A 16,994-nucleotide genomic window follows, 5' to 3' on the forward strand; every position below is an offset into this window, starting at 1 on the left:
AAAAGGAAAGGTAGACACTAAACGAAAACTTCAATCGAGAAGAAAATAGCTCTATTTACAAATACTTACAACCTGACAGCCTTATGGCCTTCTTACGGAACATCCGTTAAAAATGGTTACTCCCTTGGATTGAAGTTCGCTTATTAATCTTTTTAAACCTTGTATCTCGCTGTGAGTAAGCCCACCAAACGGTTCGTCTAATAACAGCAAATAAGGACTTGTCGCCAGAGCACGAGCAATTTCTAATCGCTGTAAGTTACCAATTGGTAAATTGCGAGCTTTCTCATTTATTAATTCACCGAGACCAACGAGACTTAAGCATTCCATCACTCGTTCGTTCATATTTTCATGAACGTCGTCATTGACCAAACAACTCACTTTAACATTTTCATAGAGGGTGTAATTGGGAAATGGGTTAGCAATTTGCCATGTTCTCCCTATTCCCTGGGCAACTATTTTATGCGGTCGAAGACAGAATACCACGGGTTTACCCGTGGATGAATGAGTCCTTCCAAATATTATCGCGAGGATACGACGTGATAATGTTTGGTCAACTCCGATCGGAGTTGCCGGCTTTAGCCGGGGGAATCTATCTGCAAATATGGTTTTGGGGGTTCTGTCGTTTTTAGCCGACAGATCATGAGCCTACCTTGCATGTCAGGTGTGAGTCTTCTGCTGAAGCCGAAGGTCTTTTCCCAAATTAAAGTATTCAATATAATAAAAATTACCTTTTATTACAATAACTTTCATTTAATTCCTAGAATTAACTTTAACTTTTATTTCAACCGAAAAATGAGCGTATGCTCGAAATAATCCTTGACAATAAGACAAAGAAGATTATTATATTAATGAGCATAGGCTCAAAAAGGAAAAAAGGATATTAATGCCTCGTCCGCCGAAATACCGTTTCATCCAGGCCTTGCCTGACATAACCTTCTTCAAGCCGCATCGGGTTCCTATGAGAATGCTTGAAGAGGTTGTTCTGCCTGTGGAGGGTTTCGAGGCCCTCCGTCTTGTCGAAATCGAGGGCCTGGACCAGGACCAGGCTTCAGAGAGAATGAAGGTCTCCAGGCAAACCTTTGGCCGTATTCTTTCTGCAGCTCGTAAGACCCTGGCCCAGGCAGTGGTCCAGGGCATGGCCCTGCGGATTGAAGGCGGCCATTATGAGATCAGTGAGGAGGATCGCCGGAGGATTACTAACCGGCCAGAATGGCCTATGGTTTCCGAAACCATAAAATCAGAATAAGGAAGGAAAAATGACGGAAAAAGTACAGCAAATAAACCCAACTCCAGACCGAGAGAAGGAAAGGGAGCATCAGGACGAAGAAATTAAAAGTACCCTTGGTCGGATCAGGAATAAGGTCCTGGTCATGAGCGGCAAGGGAGGCGTGGGCAAAAGCACCGTGGCCGTGAATCTGGCTATCAATCTGGCTGAAAAAGGCTATAAAGTCGGGCTGATGGATGTTGACCTCCATGGCCCGAGTGTGCCCCGGATCATGGGGCTGAATGCTACGTTTCCAGGCGGTGACAAGCCTCGCCCCATACCTTATTCACCTAATCTTGCCGTTATTTCCATTGAGCCTCTGCTCCCAGACAAAGATAAATCAGTCATCTGGCGTGGGCCGCTTAAGATCGGCGTCATTCGTCAATTTATTTCCGACATTGAGTGGGATGAGCTGGATTACCTGGTTATAGACAGCCCACCCGGGACCGGGGACGAGCCCCTGACCGTGGCTCAGACCATCCCCGATGCCATGGCCCTTCTGGTCACAACGCCGCAAGAGGTGGCCCTGGCCGATGTGCGCAAGTCCATAGATTTCTGCCGCCAGGTCAACATGCCCATCCTGGGTGTTGTGGAGAATATGAGCGGGATGACCTGCCCTCATTGTGGTGGGCATATTGAATTTTTCAAGACCGGCGGCGGTCAGAGTATGGCAGAGAGTTTCGGAGTTACATTTTTAGGACGAATTCCGTTTGATCCCGAAGTAGTCGAAGCCTCGGAGCATGGCCGCCCATTTAGCGAACCGTACAAGGAAATGACAGACGCGGTCGTGGCTCGGGTTGAAATATAACATACAACTGAACTTCAGGAGGAGTTACAAATGGCTAAAATAGCTGTTGCCTGCCAGGGTCAGACCCTGGATGATCAGGTTGATCCCAGGTTTGGCCGGGCGCCAAATTTTTTGATCGTTGACCTTGAAACCCTTGAGTTCGAGGTAATGGACAATTCATCAATAGACACCGTGGCCCAGGGCGCGGGGATTCAATCTGCACAAGCCATGGCCAATGCAGGCGTGGAAGCGGTGCTGAGCGGCTTTGTCGGCCCTAGAGCCTATCAGGCTTTGAACGCTGCTAACATCAAGATGGGTCAGGGTCTGGAAGGAGTTACCGTGCGTGAAGCCGTTACTCGCTATAAGGCGGGTCATGTTGAAATAGCGAGTCAGCCCAGTCGGGAGGGACACTGGAGATGATTATCGCCATTGCCAGTGGCAAGGGAGGCACTGGTAAGACTACTGTGGCCGCTGCCTTGGTCAAGGTCTGGGACAGGCCTGTTCAGGCCGTTGATCTGGACGTGGAGGAGCCAAACCTTGCGCTTTACCTCAAGCCGGAGCTAACCGGGCGAGAGATTTCCATGATGGAAATACCTTTGGCTGATCAGGACAAATGCACCGCCTGCGGGGCTTGTTCCGAGATTTGCCAGTTTAAGGCCATTTCTGTGTTGGGAGAGTATATCCTGACCTTCCCTGAAATGTGCCATGGCTGCGGCGGCTGCCTGGCGGTCTGTCCGGAAGGTGCGTTAAGCCCGGATACCAGGGAGCTGGGAGAGGTTTTGTGGGGCTGGGCCGGTGAGATTGATTTTCTTATGGGCCGCCTTAGGGTTGGGGAGGCCATGAGTCCGCCTTTGATGCGAGCGGCCAAGAAGCGCCTTGATTCATCCAGGGATGTGATCATTGACGCTCCGCCGGGCGTGAGTTGTCCGGCTGTAAACGCGGTCAAAGACACGGACGTCATTGTTCTGGTTACTGAACCGACACCGTTTGGATTTTACGATCTGAAGCTGGCCCGGGAAGCCTTTACTCCGATCGGTGCGCCCATGGGGGTTGTTATCAACCGGACCGGGATTGGAGATAAAGGCGTTTATGATTACTGCCATGCCACCGGGCTGCCCATCCTGTTGGAGATTCCCTATGATCGTCAGGTGGCGGAAGCATACTCCCGGGGTGAGGTCATAGTTGATGCCCTGCCCGAGTATCAAAATATGTTCCTTGAACTAAGCTCTCGGATTCGCGACTTAGCCGACAGAAGGATGAAGGAGGCCCGCTATGCCTGAAATCACCATACTCAGCGGTAAAGGAGGCACGGGAAAGACGTCCCTGACAGCGGCCTTTGCTCATCTGGCCTCGAACCATATCCTTTGCGACTTAGATGTGGACGCCCCGGACCTGCACCTCATTTTAAAGCCTGAAAACGAGTACCTTGAGGAATTTTTTTCCGGCCATGAAGCGATCATTGATCAGACTTTATGCACCGGCTGCGGCGAATGTATTGAACGATGTCACTTTGATGCGATTAAAGAGACCCCAGATGGGCTGGTAGTGGACCAGCTTGCCTGCGAGGGGTGCAAGGTCTGTGTCCATTTCTGCCCAGCCGATGCGATCGAGTTTCCTATGCGGCGCTGCGGGCAGTGGTATTTATCCAAAACCAGGTTTGGTCCCCTGGTGCATGCCCAGCTCTTTCCCGGTGAGGAGAACTCCGGGCTCCTGGTTTCATTGCTTCGCCAGCAGGCGCGCGGTATGGCCGAGAAAGAAGGTTATGATTTGATCCTGTCTGACGGCGCCCCTGGCATTGGGTGTCCGGTTATCAGCTCTTTGAGTGGAACCGATCTGGCAGTGATCGTGACCGAGCCAACCCCTTCAGGCACTCATGACCTGGACCGCGTGGTGGACCTCTGTGAGCACTTTAAAATTCCGGTTGCGGTTATCATCAATAAATACGATATTAACCTCGATCAGGTTCGTACCATTGAAAATTTCTGCCAGGATCATCACCTGAATCTGGTCGGTAAGCTGCCTTATGACCATGCCTTTACCGAAGCCATGGTTCAGGTACAGACGATAACAGAGTATCAGGCAAGCGGCCTGGCAGATGAGGTCAGAAAGATCTGGACGCGCGTCGAAACGTTAGCCCGCTTAAAAAAGGCAGCTTGAGATTAAAATAAAATATGGAGGTATCAACGATGAAGATTGCAATTCCTTTAGCCGATGGGCGGCTGACACTCCATTTCGGTCATGCAAACCAATTTGCAATTATTAATGTGGAAGATCAGGAAGTAACAGATAAGGAACTTTCTTCTCCGCCAGCTCATGAACCCGGGGCGCTCCCGCGTTGGCTACATGAATTAGGGGTGGACATCATCATTGCCGGAGGCATGGGCCAGAGAGCCGTTCAACTTTTCCAGCAGAACAACATCAAGGTCGTCACCGGCGCTCCAAATCTGGGTCCTGAGGAACTGGTTCAGCAATATCTCTCAGATGCTTTGATCATCGGAGACAATGTCTGTGACCATTGATGTTGAGTTTTAGAGTGCTATAGGGCAGAGGCCCCGTGCTCCTAAATATTTGCATTAATGATCAGGGTTGCACCAGGTTAGCTGGCAGGAAGCCGATTAATCAGGCGTAATCCTTTTAAGAATATTCCCGCTTATTTAAGTTTAGATTTTCTGGTCCAGCGAACCATGACCAAGGTCTGGAGGGTTGATAGAACCAGGAAATGAATGATCCAGGCCGGCCAGCCAAAGATCAGGCTGGCTGGCTTGCCCCAGCGCCACCAGTCTATGGCCAGGACAAAAATAGCCGCAAAGGCCCAGGTATAGGGCGAGAAGAGAAAGGCCTTGGGCCAGGCAAGAGGCTGGCCTTTTAAAAGGCGTTCGGCTCCGGCCACCAGGAGATAACTGCCAAAGGTTAAAACTAAGATAGGCACTACCGATAGAAACCCCCATGTAGGCAGGTGGCCGAAAAAGGCGAGAAGAAGGGCTCCTTCTCCTACGAGGATGGAAACGATCCCTCCCGTACTTGAGCGCCAGCTAGGATATAATCCAAAGAGAACAGTCGGAAATAGAACGGCCAGCCCGGTAAACGTCTGCTGCGCGATAGTTAAAATGGTTCCGGGTGGACGGATGGCCAGGCCCAGTCCAGCCAGGGCCAGAATAACGACAAAAACTCTTGCCGCCACCCCGTTTGGAGTCTCACTTTTTTTAAAAAGAGGATAGAGATCCTGGGAAAAGATCGAGGATAGAGTGAGCAGCTGGGAGTCCATGGTAGACATCAAGGCAGCCAGCCCGCAAGCTATGACAAGGGCGCCCAGGATCGGGATGTCCAGGCCAGCGGCAAGTAATGGCAGGATGCGGTCCGCTTCTTTTCCAGTCAATCCTGGATGGTTCAATCGGCCCAGGACGCCAATAGTCACCGGGAGGATAAAGACGATTGAACATACAAAAGGATAGGCCAGCATGGTTCGCCGGATGGTTTGATTATCACGCGCCGCCAGGAAACGCTGGAAGAGCTGTGGGAACATGGGGTCGCAGAAGAACCACAGGAAGATAAAAGAAAACCAGATGGCTGGCACGTAGCGGCTCTGACCGCCGGGCCGTGAAAATAAATCCGGGTACTGGGTCATCAGCTTTCGGCCAGCGGTGGTTAAGCCTCCAGCCTGATTGGCGATCAGGATCAAGGCCAGCAGCAGCACGGTGAGCATAATCAGTCCTTGAAGAGCATCCGTTCGGGCCACAGCTTTGAGGCCTCCTCTGAGGGTGTAGATGGTAATGACGGCGGTGACCAGAGCCGCACCCCAGAGATAATCCAGGCCTAAAAGTTCCTGAAGGGCATAACCGGCAGCAATGGGCTGGAGGGCAAGGTAAGGTATGGTAAAGATGATCAGGACTATGGCTACCAGGGTGGACACGCCCCGGCTGTCATAGGCCGCTCTGACCAGGTCCGGCGGAGTTAGTGCTCCAGAGGATTGCCCTAGTTCCCGCGCTCGGCGGCCGATGACCCAGAAGGTTATGGCCATGAATCCGGTGCCAAAGCCGATAATAGGATAGAAGGCGTAACCGTCCCTGTAACCGGCGCCGGAACAGCCGAACACGGTGAAGGCCGAGAAGTTGGTCGCGGCCATGGTTGCCAAGAAGATTATCGGACTTAAAGATCGGCCGGCCAAGAAGTAAGACTCGGCTGAATCTCTCCACCGAGTTCGGGCCCACCATCCAATCAAAAACAGCCCCAGGATATAAAGAGTCAGCACGAGAATTTTGGTGAACATATCCATCTCCAAATGCACTGAAATTTAAAGGCCATCCCCTGCAAGCCGGGATGGCCTTATAAGCCTAGCATAACTTGCATTCCTGTTATGAATTTTAGTGATCTGAGGTATACCGGCGGGAAAACCGGTTGTCAAGGATGAATTTATATCTTAACTTTCCCCAAAATCAGCAATTGTCAAAAATACGTTCCTTTATAGATTCCCTTTTTCACGGGAATGACAGTTTAATCCATTTAGCGTAACGATTCCTTTCGTCTGGGCCTAGTGGTTTAGGTTCACTCCTTCTTCAGGTGATGAACCTCGGTAATGTCCTCATCTTCAGACTGCTTTTCATATAGCTTCAGGATGTACTGGCTTTTGTGAATCGCACGCTGGGGATTCCATAGCCGGGCGGGATGCCTTCGCGATCGAATCTTTCCTTGTAGAAAGGCCCATTTTCATAGTTATATTTGAGCTGTTTCTGTAAGGCTTTAAATTGGAAGTCTCTGAGTTCGTCCCTGGACATGGTTTCTCTTTCCGGGTTCCAGAACTTACGGTTTGGATCTAGTTGCATAGTTTGTCCCCCTTTGAGTGATTCTAATATTACTTTTTTTCGTGCATTATATTCGATGTCATCATAGGCAGAGAACTGGCTCCAGAGTAAGTTTCATTTTTTCCTTTTCATCTTTTTGAATACAGATATTGACACGCCAGGATTTGTCATCTTGATTTGGAAAATCCTCCCGAAAATGCGCGCCACGGCTTTCCTCTCTTTTCAAAGCGGCCTTTAGAATCATTTCTGATACGGTAAGTTTATGTTGGAAAGTGAACAGGGACCAACCATCTTTAGATTTGATAAAGGAAAGACCGGGAACCGAATCCTTTAAAGCTTCCAATCGGCTGAGCCCCTCTTCCAATTTTTTTCGGTGCCTTACAGCTCCGGCGCATTCTCCCATGATTGCTGTCAATTGCGTCTGTAATTCTGCTAAGTTCTGATTCGGATACTTCCCCCCTTGATTTCGCCCAAAGCTTTCCATAATCTTCTCAATGGCTTGGTGGGCTTGGTCCAGCCGGAATAAACGGACTTCTCCGCATCGGTTAGCTAATCTGGCCGCCAGCGAGCCAGCCATGGATCCAAAAACAAATGTCTCGGCCAAGGCATTACCCCCTAACCGGTTTGCTCCGTGAACTCCACCCATGACTTCGCCGGCCGTATATAGTCCTTCAATTGATGTACCCAGACGCCCGTCAACTTTGACCCCGCCCATAAAGAAATGAGCGGCTGGATGAACTTTTATGGCATCTTTTTTCAGGTTTTCAATTTTCTCGATCTCATCTCTTGGTAATTCGCTTAAATCAAGATATACCAAACCACCTTCTTCTTCGTCCCTCATCATCTCACGGGCCACAATTCGAGTGATGACATCCCGCGTGAAGGTCGTGGTTATGCCGCTTGAGGCGATCAGGTCCTCTTCATCCGCGTTCTTAAGCTTTGCTCCTTTCAGTAAAAACACTTCTACAGGCGGAAGGCGCCTGGGAACACCGGGTTCTTGCCGGTTAACGATTACAAACTGAACGAACTCCATGTCCTGAAGCGTCAATCCTGCCTCATAGGCCAATACATAACCTTCACCGGTGGCGGCCGGCACGTTGGTGGTTTCCGGATAAAGCGCGCCACCGCCGCCGGTCGCCAACACCACCGATTTTGCAGAAATAGCGGCCCATTCCCCTTGTTGATTGATCCCCAAAATCCCACTGATCCGGCCATCCTGCATTAAAAGCCGGACAGCTTTATAGCCCTCTAATTTGGCGATGTTCAGGCCATCAGCATACTTCACAAGAGGAGAAAGCAAGGCCAGACCGCTATGCTTGGACGTGGTTAGCCTTCGCGCTACCGAATGTCCACCTCGAGGCATTAATACATATTTCCCTTTGGTGTCCTTTTCAAAATAAACCCCCATCCGCTCCAGGGCCTTGACCTCTGATGGAACTTGATTCGTCAGAATACGCGCCAGTTCAGGTTGATTGAGCCAGCATCCCCCGACCATGGTGTCCTCGTAATGGCGCTGGGGAGAATCTTCACCATGACCTTCCTTAATTGCGGCTGAAAATCCACCATAAGAAATGGCTGAATTATTGCCATATCCAACTTTAGATATCGAAAGGATTGTGACCTGACAGCCCTGGCGGCATGCCTCTATGGCGGCGCGAACCCCGGCCGCACCACCCCCAATTACCAGGACCTCGGTCTCCACAACCTGATGTATTATAGGGGCCATCAAGATGTCTTTCTAGTTTATCTTTATCAAAACGATAGATTTATCCCGAGTACGACTCACTGACTCCCGGTCTGGATAAATGTGGCAACGAATTGGGCTACATCCTGCAATCGTTCAAAATGCTTCAACTGCTCCAGTGTTTGACGGACCTCTTCGTCCGATAAGAGGCTTTTGGCGCATTGTTGAAACTTCTGTTCTAGGTCCGGCCAGTTTAGAGGATTGCCTGGGGTGCCTTTGGCCTCTGTAACTTGCGAAGAATAAGTGTCACCGGAATTCATCCGCACCTGTATCTCCACGGATAAAGATCTCTGGTCTCCATAATTGGGTTTTACTTTTTTGATTAGAGTCTGGAGGGCCGGGTCTTCAATCTTCTCTGATGTGAACTGGTCCAGCCCTATTTGGCCATCCAGGATCGCCCTGGCGACGCAGTATTCCAGGCTGAATTTGGCCTCGGTCTCTGTTTTTGGCCTGGGATGAATCAAAAGGTACTTGACACCCGAAGTAATCGAAACTTCTATCTCTTCAATGTTATCTACATTTAGAGAATAATTCTGCGCAATGTCCAGGGCGCAGTCAATGGCTGTGTGCGTGCCTGCACAGCAGGGATAAAGTTTGTAAGAGATTCCAGAGTGTAAAATTTCAAGAGGCGCTCCCAAAGATTCAACCGCCTGCTCCAATCTGGTCATATCTCCACGGCTGAAATTTTCAAAAAATCCGAAACGATCTTCAAGCGCGCTCTCACTGGCGCTCATCCCCTCGGAGGCCAGCAAGGAAGCTAAAATGGCGTTGGAGGCTGCGCTTCCTGACATGAGGGGTTTGGCCATGGTTCCGTTATTACATCTGAGTCCTGAAGCAAGGTTCGTTGCGAGCCCCAGGGCCATCCGGATTTGATCTGAATCTAAACCAAGTAGCTTTGAGCAGGCCGCCGTTTGCATCAGGACTCCCAGCGGCCCCACCGGGAACCAGCCCTGAATGACAAAATTTGGATTCAGCGCCCGGCCTAGTCTGGCCCCGACCTCGAACCCAACCACATAAGCCAGGATGACCTCTTCCCCGGTTAGGTGCTCGTACTCACCTAAGGCAAAAAGAGCGGGAAGAAGCTGGATGCTCGGATGCGCCATCATAACCGCATTGGTGTCATCATAATCCAAGGCATGAGCTGCCGTGCCATTGGCCAGGGCGGCCAGCATAACCGACGTTTTCAGATCACTTCCCCATACGGTGGCCTGGGGCTTTCCGCCCATGCCTGTTATGATTCTTCTCACAATGACGGAGCTTTCTTCCGAGATGCCCGCTAAGGTCACTCCCACATAATCCATAATGGAGACCTTGGCCCTCTCCAGGGCCTCTTGAGACAGATCGTTCCGATCATACCGTGTAATAAATTCAGCGATCGTTTGGGTGGGGCTCATTTTTATTCATCTCCGACGATTAACAGGGGAAAGGCCGTCTGCCTTGAGAGGCAGACGACCTCCTAATCAACTCACCATCCGGGGATCAGTGTTTCTCCAGCCATACTAGCTCACCCATGAGCGGATCATTGGGGTGGTAGTAATAAGGACGGTGAACATAAGGCCAGTGGGCGTTAAACCGATCCTGAGTATATAGAAAAGTCGTGGCTCCGTCCCTCATCAACTCTTTTTGAATCTCATGGATCAGTGCGGTGCGCTTCTGTTTGTCCAGGGTTCTCCTTTGTTCGACAATCAGTTTCCAGACCTTTCGGTTGCACCATTTATAAGTGGTGGTTTCTTCGGGCGAACCGAAGTAATGGCCGAGCCAGTCATCCGGGTCGTATCCGGCCGTCATTACATGCAAAGCCATTTCGTAGTTAAACCGATAAATCTTGTTAAAGTACTGGGCCATCTCCATGGTCTTCAGATTAGCCTGGATGCCCACCCCCTTGAGCATCTCCTTGATCACCTGGGCTGGCATAGTCATGTAAGGCAGGTTCCACGTGATAAAATCTGTCTCAAACCCGTTGGGGTAGCCGGCCTCAGCTAGAAGTTTCTTGGCCTTTTCGGGGTTGTATTCCACCTGATCGGCTTCGGTTAATGAGTATGGAGGGAAATTAGGCACATTACCTATTTGGACCGTGCCAGCCCCGCCCCAGGCCAGCTTTAATAATTTCTTTTTATCAATGGCCATGCTAATGGCCTGCCTTACCCTCCTGTCATTGAAGGGCGGTTTGAGGGATTCATAATCCTTGACACAGGGCGGAACTCTGAGAATCCAGCAGTGCATGGATTTTCTTCTCAAGATCACAGCTTCGGGGGCTTCCTTCTTGATCGTTGGAACCTGGAAAAAATAGGGCCCGAACGCATCCAGCTTTTTGGCTAAAAAGGCTGACATCACCGCCGCAGGATCACGCATAATTTTTATATGGATCTTGTCCAAGTATGGCAGTCCCTTCTTGAAATAATTTGGATTCTTGACCAGGGTAATGTGGGAGCCGCGCACGAATTCCTTGAACATGAACGGCCCGGTGCCGATAGCCTTTCTCCTCAAATCCTCGAATTCCTCCACCGCTTCCTTGGGTACAATGGCAGACCAGTCAGAAGCTATATAAGGAATAAAAGGTGCATAAGGCTCTTTGGTCTTGAATATAATGGTGTATTTATCCGGCGTCTCGATCGAGGTCAATCTGTTCTCGAAATAGTATTTATGCTTGAACTTGGAACTTTTACCATACATCCCGGCCATCCTTTCGATGCTGTACTTAACGTCCGCTGAAGTGAGTTCGCGGCCGTTGACCGGCGGGAGATCATGAAAACGAACGCCCTTACGGATCTTGAATTCATAGGTGAGATCGTTGATTCGTCTCCAGCTTTCAGCCAGATCGAGTTCGACACCCGTCAGATCCCTGTTCCAGCGCAAAAGGCGGTTGTTAGTGTTATTTGTAACCATGGTTGTTTGCTGGTAAGTCTCCATGTGCGGATCAAGGGATCTTGGAGGCGTCATGGCGACACGAAGCGTCCCCCCGTATTGCGGTTCCACAGCTATGGCAGGGGCCACAACGAATAAACCGATCATAAATAGAGATAATAAACAAATGAGCCATGCATTGGTTCCCTTCAGAACCAGGAATCTTGCTTTTGGTAATGGTTTCATTTTGTTCCTCCTCCTGAAAAAAGTAAGAGTGATCTTATGTTATATGAACGCTTTCCGCGTTGGCCAGCAGGGGATTAAATATCGAGTGTACTGTTTTCAAAATCATTCGTGTCAATATCAATCTTGTATTTGAAGTTATCCGCTCTTATAAAATAATTCACTATTTCGAACGGTTCATCAGAGGGGAGCCAGAAGAAGACCTGGGCGCGAACAAACGAATCAAAAACCTGGCATCGAAGAATCTTTGCGATATCCGGATCTGCGGGAATCGCCTCGAGGTACATTTCACCTCGACCAATCTTCAGGTCCATTTTTTCTTGCAAAATTTTGATGATGGCCTTTTTTTCGGCAATATCTTTTAAGGTAATATGCTTTGCAATCCCTAAAGGCATAAAATTTTCAAAAAAATGGAGAGGGGTTCCTTTGCGCAGAAGGACCCTGCGGATCTGAGCAATTTCGTCTGCATTGGAGAGGCCGAAAAAGGCGCGGATGTCATGTGCTACCCGAGTTTGTCCAACCTTTACTTTCTGGATGCCGAGAGGCTTGATCTCACTTCTTTCTATGCTGAGCACGATGTCTCTAACGCTGGTATAAATGGATTGTTTCTTGGCGGGAATTGTTTGCGACACAAAGGTTCCTCTGCCGCGATTGCGAACGATAAGCCCTTCCATTTCAAGTTGAGAGAGGGCCTTACGAACCGTAATTCTACTGACTCCGAAATGCTGGACAAAGCCTTCCTCGCTTAACAATTTACCGCCAGGTTCATATTGTCCGGAAGTAATCCTGTTTCTGAGGGTGGACGCGATGCGGCTGTAGAGAGGAATGACCTCTTTTTGTAAAGAAGGTTTCATCATCTTTTTATTTTTAAGAAAAGGATTTTTGGCTATAAAGTTATGTCTTTAATACTAAATGTTAATGGCCGTTCTCCTGATTGTCAAGCAAAAAAAGACGCCAGGTTGATATGACTACCCGTTCGGCCTAAACATTAAAAGCCCTGCCGGTGACTTAGAAAAAGAGGGCGCTTAAAACTGGCCGTCCGGTTCCAGAATGGGTGTTTGCTGACCAAAAAGGAGAGATGCTTAATCGAAGCTCTTTTTGAGAGACCGTTTTTCGGTGTCTAGAATGTACAGGATTTCGCAGAATACACACCCATGACCCAAGAGACATACTTATGCCACCATACGGCTTCTCAAGGTCATAATGTGGGGGATGTAAGCTATCAGCTGGGCCATTCGGGTATGACATTACCTGCGATACCTGTGGTCACTGCATACCGGGTAAGTTTAAATCAGAGGTGCATGAACTTGACAGGCTGCAACCAAATGCAACTTAGACGCAGCCAGTTAAAGGTGAATCTTCTTTTATCTAATGATTTTAATTAATTATTATATTCTGTATCAAAGCGAATAATTGACGAGATGGAATCGTTCATGAATTGGAAGTTGAAATACTCGTTCTTGGCGATGGCGCAGTTGATGTTTAAAGCACAGTGCTTCAGGCAGACCCTATCGCTTTCATCAAACTCTCCAAAACAGTTTAAACGACCTTCCAATTCCTCACTCGTCAGAAATTTTTTCATTAAAGTTCCTCCTTAATTAAACCAACCCCTCTCTCAGGCTTCGGCCGTAACAAAACTCTGTTTTTATTATAGCGGCCTTGAGTAGATGTAGCAAGTCTTTCTTCAACCCGTGTCAGGCATTAGTTGATAAAGACATGTCGGTAGAGCCGCATGTTTTCGACGGCAATACCGGTTCCGAGGACAACGCTCTTCAGAGGGTCTTCGGTCATGTTCACTTTAAGCTTGGTGTAATGGGAGATCAATTTATCCAGCCCCTTGAGTAAGGCGCCTCCACCAGTTAAGGTAATCCCGCTGTCATAAATATCTGATGAAAGTTCAGGGGGGGTTTTTTCCAGGGCCCTTCGGATGGCCTGGAGAATAGCCTGGATGGGTTCGGCCAAGGCGGTGCGTATTTCTTTCTCAGTCACGGTCACGACTTTGGGCCGTCCGGAAACGACATCCTTACCCGCGATATCATAAGTGGGGGGCGCCTCTTTAGGGAAGGCGTTGCCAATGATCATTTTTGTCTGCTCCGCCGAGTTTTCGCCGATGAGGAGCTGAAATTTTCTTTGCATGTAACGCGTGACGGCATCGTTAGCTTCGTCTCCAGCAACCCGGATGGATTCAGCATAGGCAATGGCGGATAGGCTGATCACGGCCACCTCTGTTGTTCCGCCGCCGATGTCCACGACCATACGCCCGTATGGTTCCTCAATATTGAGGTTAGCGCCGATGGCTGCCGCCATTGGTTCGTCTATCAGATGAACCGATCGGGCGCCGGCCGACTCCGCAGCTTCTATGACGGCTCGTTTTTCAACCTGGGTGATTCCGATGGGCACTCCAATTACTATTCGAGGGTGGATCATGCGGGACCCCTGGACCTTGGTCAGGAAGTATTTGATCATTTCCTGGGTGACCTTGAAGTCTGCGATGACACCATCTTTCATGGGCCGGATGGCCTCGATTTTTTTAGGAGTCCGTCCCAGGAATTCTTTGGCTTCCTGGCCCACAGCCAGGAGTTTACCAGTCTCCCGGGCCAGGGCGACAACAGAGGGTTCGTTCAAAACGATGCCACTGCCTTTCTGGTAGATCAGCGTATTGGCCGTGCCCAGGTCCATGGCTAGGTCCTTTGAAAAAAAGCCTAATATTTTGTCAAAAAACATCAGTCATCAAGCTCCGTTTGAGGAAGGTGAGGTTTCCGGTTCCTGCAGTAAAGCCAGGGTTTGATGGATCAGGTCTTCGGCCCGGAGGGTTGGAGACGGATAAGGGGCCGTGACGGCTTTAATTTGAAGGGAGGCATGCCCTTGAGACGATTCTGCCGTCTGTTTTTCCAGGGTCTCGATCAGGTTCGATCGAATTTGATTGACCTCCGCTTCGGAGCGGTTCAGGAGAGCCACGCCAAAGGTGCCGTAGGTAAGATGTCCCAGTTCGATATCTTCTTCGGTCTGCGCGAGCAGGTGCTCGGCTGCTTTTTTGAGAGTCATTTCGGCCGCTTCCTGACCGAGGTTGAGACTGACTGCCTCCAGGTTTTCCAGCCTGATTATTATTAGGGCCAGAGGAGTCGAAGTTGATTTGAGCATCCGCGCCACACAGTGGCAGAATTCAGACCGGTGAGGCAAGCCGGTCTGAGAATCCAGACGGCTGAAATCAGAGATGCGTCCCAGGAGAAGCTCCAGCTCCAACGAAGCGGCCAGTCTGTCGGCTGACATCTCCAAGGCCTGGGCTTTGGTCTCGTCAATGTTGAAAGGTTCTCGGGCGCTCAGGCAGACAGCCCCCAGGAGGCGGCGGCCCCAGATCAGGGGCAAGCCGGCAAAGGCGGTGAAGTCTTTAAAAGGTTCCTCGGGATAAAAGATATAGGATTTATTCGTGCCCAGTGGAATTCGTTTAAGGTTAAGGGGCTTTTTTTCCCGCATCACCCAGCCCATCAGGCCCTGGTTTGCCTTGAAGAGATTTTTATGCAGGGGATAGCTGCGGTATGCGTCGTGAGTGATCAACTGGTATTGGGTTCGGTCCTCCGGAAGGATGCTCGCCAGAAAGCAGGCGTCCGCTCCCACGTACTTCCGGAGCAGGGCTGCGGCCTGACGCAGGTGTTCACCGGACTGATCCCTCTTGTAAAGAGCGCCTTCCAGGTCACTCAAGAATTTCATGGCTTCCTTACGGCGCTGGCCCTCGTTTATTGTCCGGAGGCGCTTAAGGGTCATTTCCAGCACCTGGCCGAATTGATGAAGGATTTTCTGGCTCTTGTCTGTAAAGACGTATCGCTGTTTGCTGTCCACGGCCAGCACGCCGTTAATCCCTGGCAGCGGCACGGCTATAAAGGACTTGATGGACTCGTCAGTCCGGTAAAATAGAAGACGACGCGTGTCCAGGTCGAATTTATCAACATTCACGGATTTGTTATTTTTCAAGACCCAGCCCACAAGTCCTTCCCCAGGGCCGATGCGGACGTCTGGATTGATGTTTTGGCTCAAGGAATGATGGGCCACTAGCTGAAGCGATTCGCCCGGCTTCGGGGCCAGGAATAGGGCGGTGGTATAGGCCTCGGTTGTATTGCTAATGAGTTCAATCAGACCTTGGACCTCTTTATTTAGTAATAGCATTCTGGCCATAGTTAGCCGTTGGACCAGTCTTTGAACAAGGCGTCTTTCCTTTGCAGTCTTCCCTTGATAAAATATTATTCACACTGGTGTCAACTGATTTTTCTCCGGTTGGTTCACCTCTTTTATGTAGTCGTATATTCTTGACATCTCGGAGAAGTAATGTTATGCGATAAACATAAGCTCACTCTCGGACCAGATCCGAGACATCCTCGCTCTTCCCCGGGAGGAAGGGCTGTGAGACCGTGAGGAGGTTTTAATCATAAAATGGAACCTAGACGTTACGAAACCCTGTTTCTTCTCCATCCTGACCTGCCTGAAGAGGAAATCAGCGAAATTAAAAAGAAATGCACCGATATCATTGACCAGACGCAGGGTCAGCTACTCAAACTGGATGAATGGGGTCACCGCAAGCTGGCTTATGAAATTCAGGGCCAGAGCCGCGGCTATTACTTTCTGATGGATTATGTGGGCCAGCCTGCCATGGTAGTGGAGATCGAACGCCAAATGCGCCTTGATGAACGGGTTTTCAGGTACATGAGTGTGATTCAGGAAAGATGGTTCAACGAGGAGAAATACCAGCAGGAGCTGGCCCGGCAGGAGGCTGAGGCGAAAAAAGCACTGGAGGAAGCCGAGGCAAGGGCCAAAGAGCGGGCCGAAGAAATCGAGCTGAAAGAGGATTCGACTTCTGCGATAACCGCGGCGGATTCAGTTATTGAAGATAAAACTGAGGATGAGGTTGAGGCAAAGGCCATAGAGAGTTCCACAGAGGGAACTGAGGACCTGACTGAAGATGAGGCGGTGGAGCCGAAGGAGACGTCTTCAGATTCCGAGTCTGACCAATCACAAACCGAGCCGCATCCGGGCTGATGAGAGGAGTTTTTCATGGCCGCCCCAATGAACCGCAATAAGAGAAGAAGACCCTACCATCGCCGTAAGGTTTGCCGTTTTTGCTCTGACACGAGCTTGACCATAGATTATAAGGACGCCAATGTCCTGCGCCTTTTTACCAGCGATCGTGGCAAGATGATTCCTCGCCGGATCACAGGCACTTGCGCCAAACATCAACGCCAACTTTCCATTGCCATCAAACGGGCTCGGGAAATGGCCCTTCTCCCGTATGCAGCTTTGGCAGGGAGTAGCTGAGCGTTTGAA

18 protein-coding genes are annotated in these 16,994 nt (G+C 49.9%); 8 read left to right on the top strand and 10 right to left on the bottom strand.

The features are described from left to right. Nucleotides 1-81: 81 nt before the first annotated feature. Nucleotides 82-483 carry an ATP-binding cassette domain-containing protein gene (locus JRI95_05170; GenBank protein ID MBW2060939.1) on the bottom strand — a complete coding sequence of 134 codons (402 nt, stop codon included), beginning with the start codon at nucleotides 481-483 and terminating at the stop codon, nucleotides 82-84. A gap of 400 nt (nucleotides 484-883) precedes the next feature. On the opposite strand from JRI95_05170, the gene JRI95_05175 reads away from it, so the two are divergent. Genes JRI95_05175 through JRI95_05200 form a run of 6 tightly spaced genes read left to right on the top strand, consistent with a single transcriptional unit; the run spans nucleotide 884 to nucleotide 4,570 of the window. After that, nucleotides 884-1,246 (top strand): DUF134 domain-containing protein, encoded by a 363-nt coding sequence (locus JRI95_05175; protein ID MBW2060940.1) that lies wholly within the window; start codon nucleotides 884-886, stop codon nucleotides 1,244-1,246. A gap of 10 nt (nucleotides 1,247-1,256) precedes the next feature. Further along, nucleotides 1,257-2,072 (top strand): Mrp/NBP35 family ATP-binding protein, encoded by an 816-nt coding sequence (locus JRI95_05180; GenBank protein ID MBW2060941.1) that lies wholly within the window; start codon nucleotides 1,257-1,259, stop codon nucleotides 2,070-2,072. Nucleotides 2,073-2,102: 30 nt separating this feature from the next. Then, nucleotides 2,103-2,471 (top strand): NifB/NifX family molybdenum-iron cluster-binding protein, encoded by a 369-nt coding sequence (locus tag JRI95_05185; GenBank protein MBW2060942.1) that lies wholly within the window; start codon nucleotides 2,103-2,105, stop codon nucleotides 2,469-2,471. Next, nucleotides 2,468-3,331, top strand: a complete 864-nt coding sequence (locus tag JRI95_05190; GenBank protein MBW2060943.1) for an ATP-binding protein — start codon at nucleotides 2,468-2,470, stop codon at nucleotides 3,329-3,331. Before JRI95_05185 ends, JRI95_05190 begins: the two co-directional genes overlap by 4 nt. Next, nucleotides 3,324-4,208, top strand: coding sequence for an ATP-binding protein (locus JRI95_05195; GenBank protein ID MBW2060944.1), 885 nt, complete (start codon nucleotides 3,324-3,326; stop codon nucleotides 4,206-4,208). Before JRI95_05190 ends, JRI95_05195 begins: the two co-directional genes overlap by 8 nt. Nucleotides 4,209-4,237: 29 nt before the next feature. Beyond that, nucleotides 4,238-4,570, top strand: a complete 333-nt coding sequence (locus JRI95_05200) for a NifB/NifX family molybdenum-iron cluster-binding protein (protein ID MBW2060945.1) — start codon at nucleotides 4,238-4,240, stop codon at nucleotides 4,568-4,570. Nucleotides 4,571-4,701: 131 nt separating this feature from the next. Here the strand turns inward: JRI95_05200 and JRI95_05205 are convergent, their stop codons facing one another. The 9 genes from JRI95_05205 to JRI95_05245 form a co-directional block, all read right to left on the bottom strand. Then, a complete protein-coding gene (locus tag JRI95_05205) occupies nucleotides 4,702-6,318 on the bottom strand; it encodes a sodium:solute symporter family protein (protein ID MBW2060946.1) in 1,617 nt (538 codons plus the stop codon). 340 nt (nucleotides 6,319-6,658) lie between these two features. Next, nucleotides 6,659-6,871, bottom strand: a complete 213-nt coding sequence (locus JRI95_05210; GenBank protein MBW2060947.1) for a hypothetical protein — start codon at nucleotides 6,869-6,871, stop codon at nucleotides 6,659-6,661. A 61-nt stretch (nucleotides 6,872-6,932) separates the two neighbouring features. Then, the gene (locus tag JRI95_05215) at nucleotides 6,933-8,576 is read right to left on the bottom strand and encodes an FAD-binding protein (GenBank protein MBW2060948.1); all 1,644 of its coding nucleotides are present in this window, start codon (nucleotides 8,574-8,576) and stop codon (nucleotides 6,933-6,935) included. 56 nt (nucleotides 8,577-8,632) lie between these two features. Then, a complete protein-coding gene (locus JRI95_05220; protein ID MBW2060949.1) occupies nucleotides 8,633-9,988 on the bottom strand; it encodes an MmgE/PrpD family protein in 1,356 nt (451 codons plus the stop codon). Nucleotides 9,989-10,073: 85 nt separating this feature from the next. Then, nucleotides 10,074-11,684 (bottom strand): ABC transporter substrate-binding protein, encoded by a 1,611-nt coding sequence (locus tag JRI95_05225; protein ID MBW2060950.1) that lies wholly within the window; start codon nucleotides 11,682-11,684, stop codon nucleotides 10,074-10,076. 74 nt (nucleotides 11,685-11,758) lie between these two features. Next, nucleotides 11,759-12,538 (bottom strand): GntR family transcriptional regulator, encoded by a 780-nt coding sequence (locus JRI95_05230; protein MBW2060951.1) that lies wholly within the window; start codon nucleotides 12,536-12,538, stop codon nucleotides 11,759-11,761. Between the two features lie 524 nt (nucleotides 12,539-13,062). Beyond that, nucleotides 13,063-13,263 carry a hypothetical protein gene (locus JRI95_05235; GenBank protein MBW2060952.1) on the bottom strand — a complete coding sequence of 67 codons (201 nt, stop codon included), beginning with the start codon at nucleotides 13,261-13,263 and terminating at the stop codon, nucleotides 13,063-13,065. A 119-nt stretch (nucleotides 13,264-13,382) separates the two neighbouring features. Then, entirely contained in the window at nucleotides 13,383-14,405 is a 1,023-nt protein-coding gene (locus JRI95_05240; GenBank protein MBW2060953.1) for a rod shape-determining protein, read from the bottom strand. A 6-nt stretch (nucleotides 14,406-14,411) separates the two neighbouring features. Beyond that, nucleotides 14,412-15,851: a GAF domain-containing protein gene (locus JRI95_05245; GenBank protein MBW2060954.1), complete on the bottom strand. Its 1,440-nt coding sequence runs from the start codon at nucleotides 15,849-15,851 to the stop codon at nucleotides 14,412-14,414. Nucleotides 15,852-16,106: 255 nt separating this feature from the next. Between JRI95_05245 and rpsF the strand changes: the two genes are divergently transcribed. Continuing rightward, nucleotides 16,107-16,709, top strand: coding sequence for a 30S ribosomal protein S6 (gene rpsF, locus JRI95_05250; protein ID MBW2060955.1), 603 nt, complete (start codon nucleotides 16,107-16,109; stop codon nucleotides 16,707-16,709). Nucleotides 16,710-16,736: 27 nt separating this feature from the next. Beyond that, nucleotides 16,737-16,985, top strand: a complete 249-nt coding sequence (locus JRI95_05255; protein ID MBW2060956.1) for a 30S ribosomal protein S18 — start codon at nucleotides 16,737-16,739, stop codon at nucleotides 16,983-16,985. Nucleotides 16,986-16,994 lie beyond the last annotated feature (9 nt).

The organism is Deltaproteobacteria bacterium (assembly GCA_019308995.1).
Taxonomy (GTDB): Bacteria; Desulfobacterota; Desulfarculia; order Adiutricales; family JAFDHD01; genus JAFDHD01.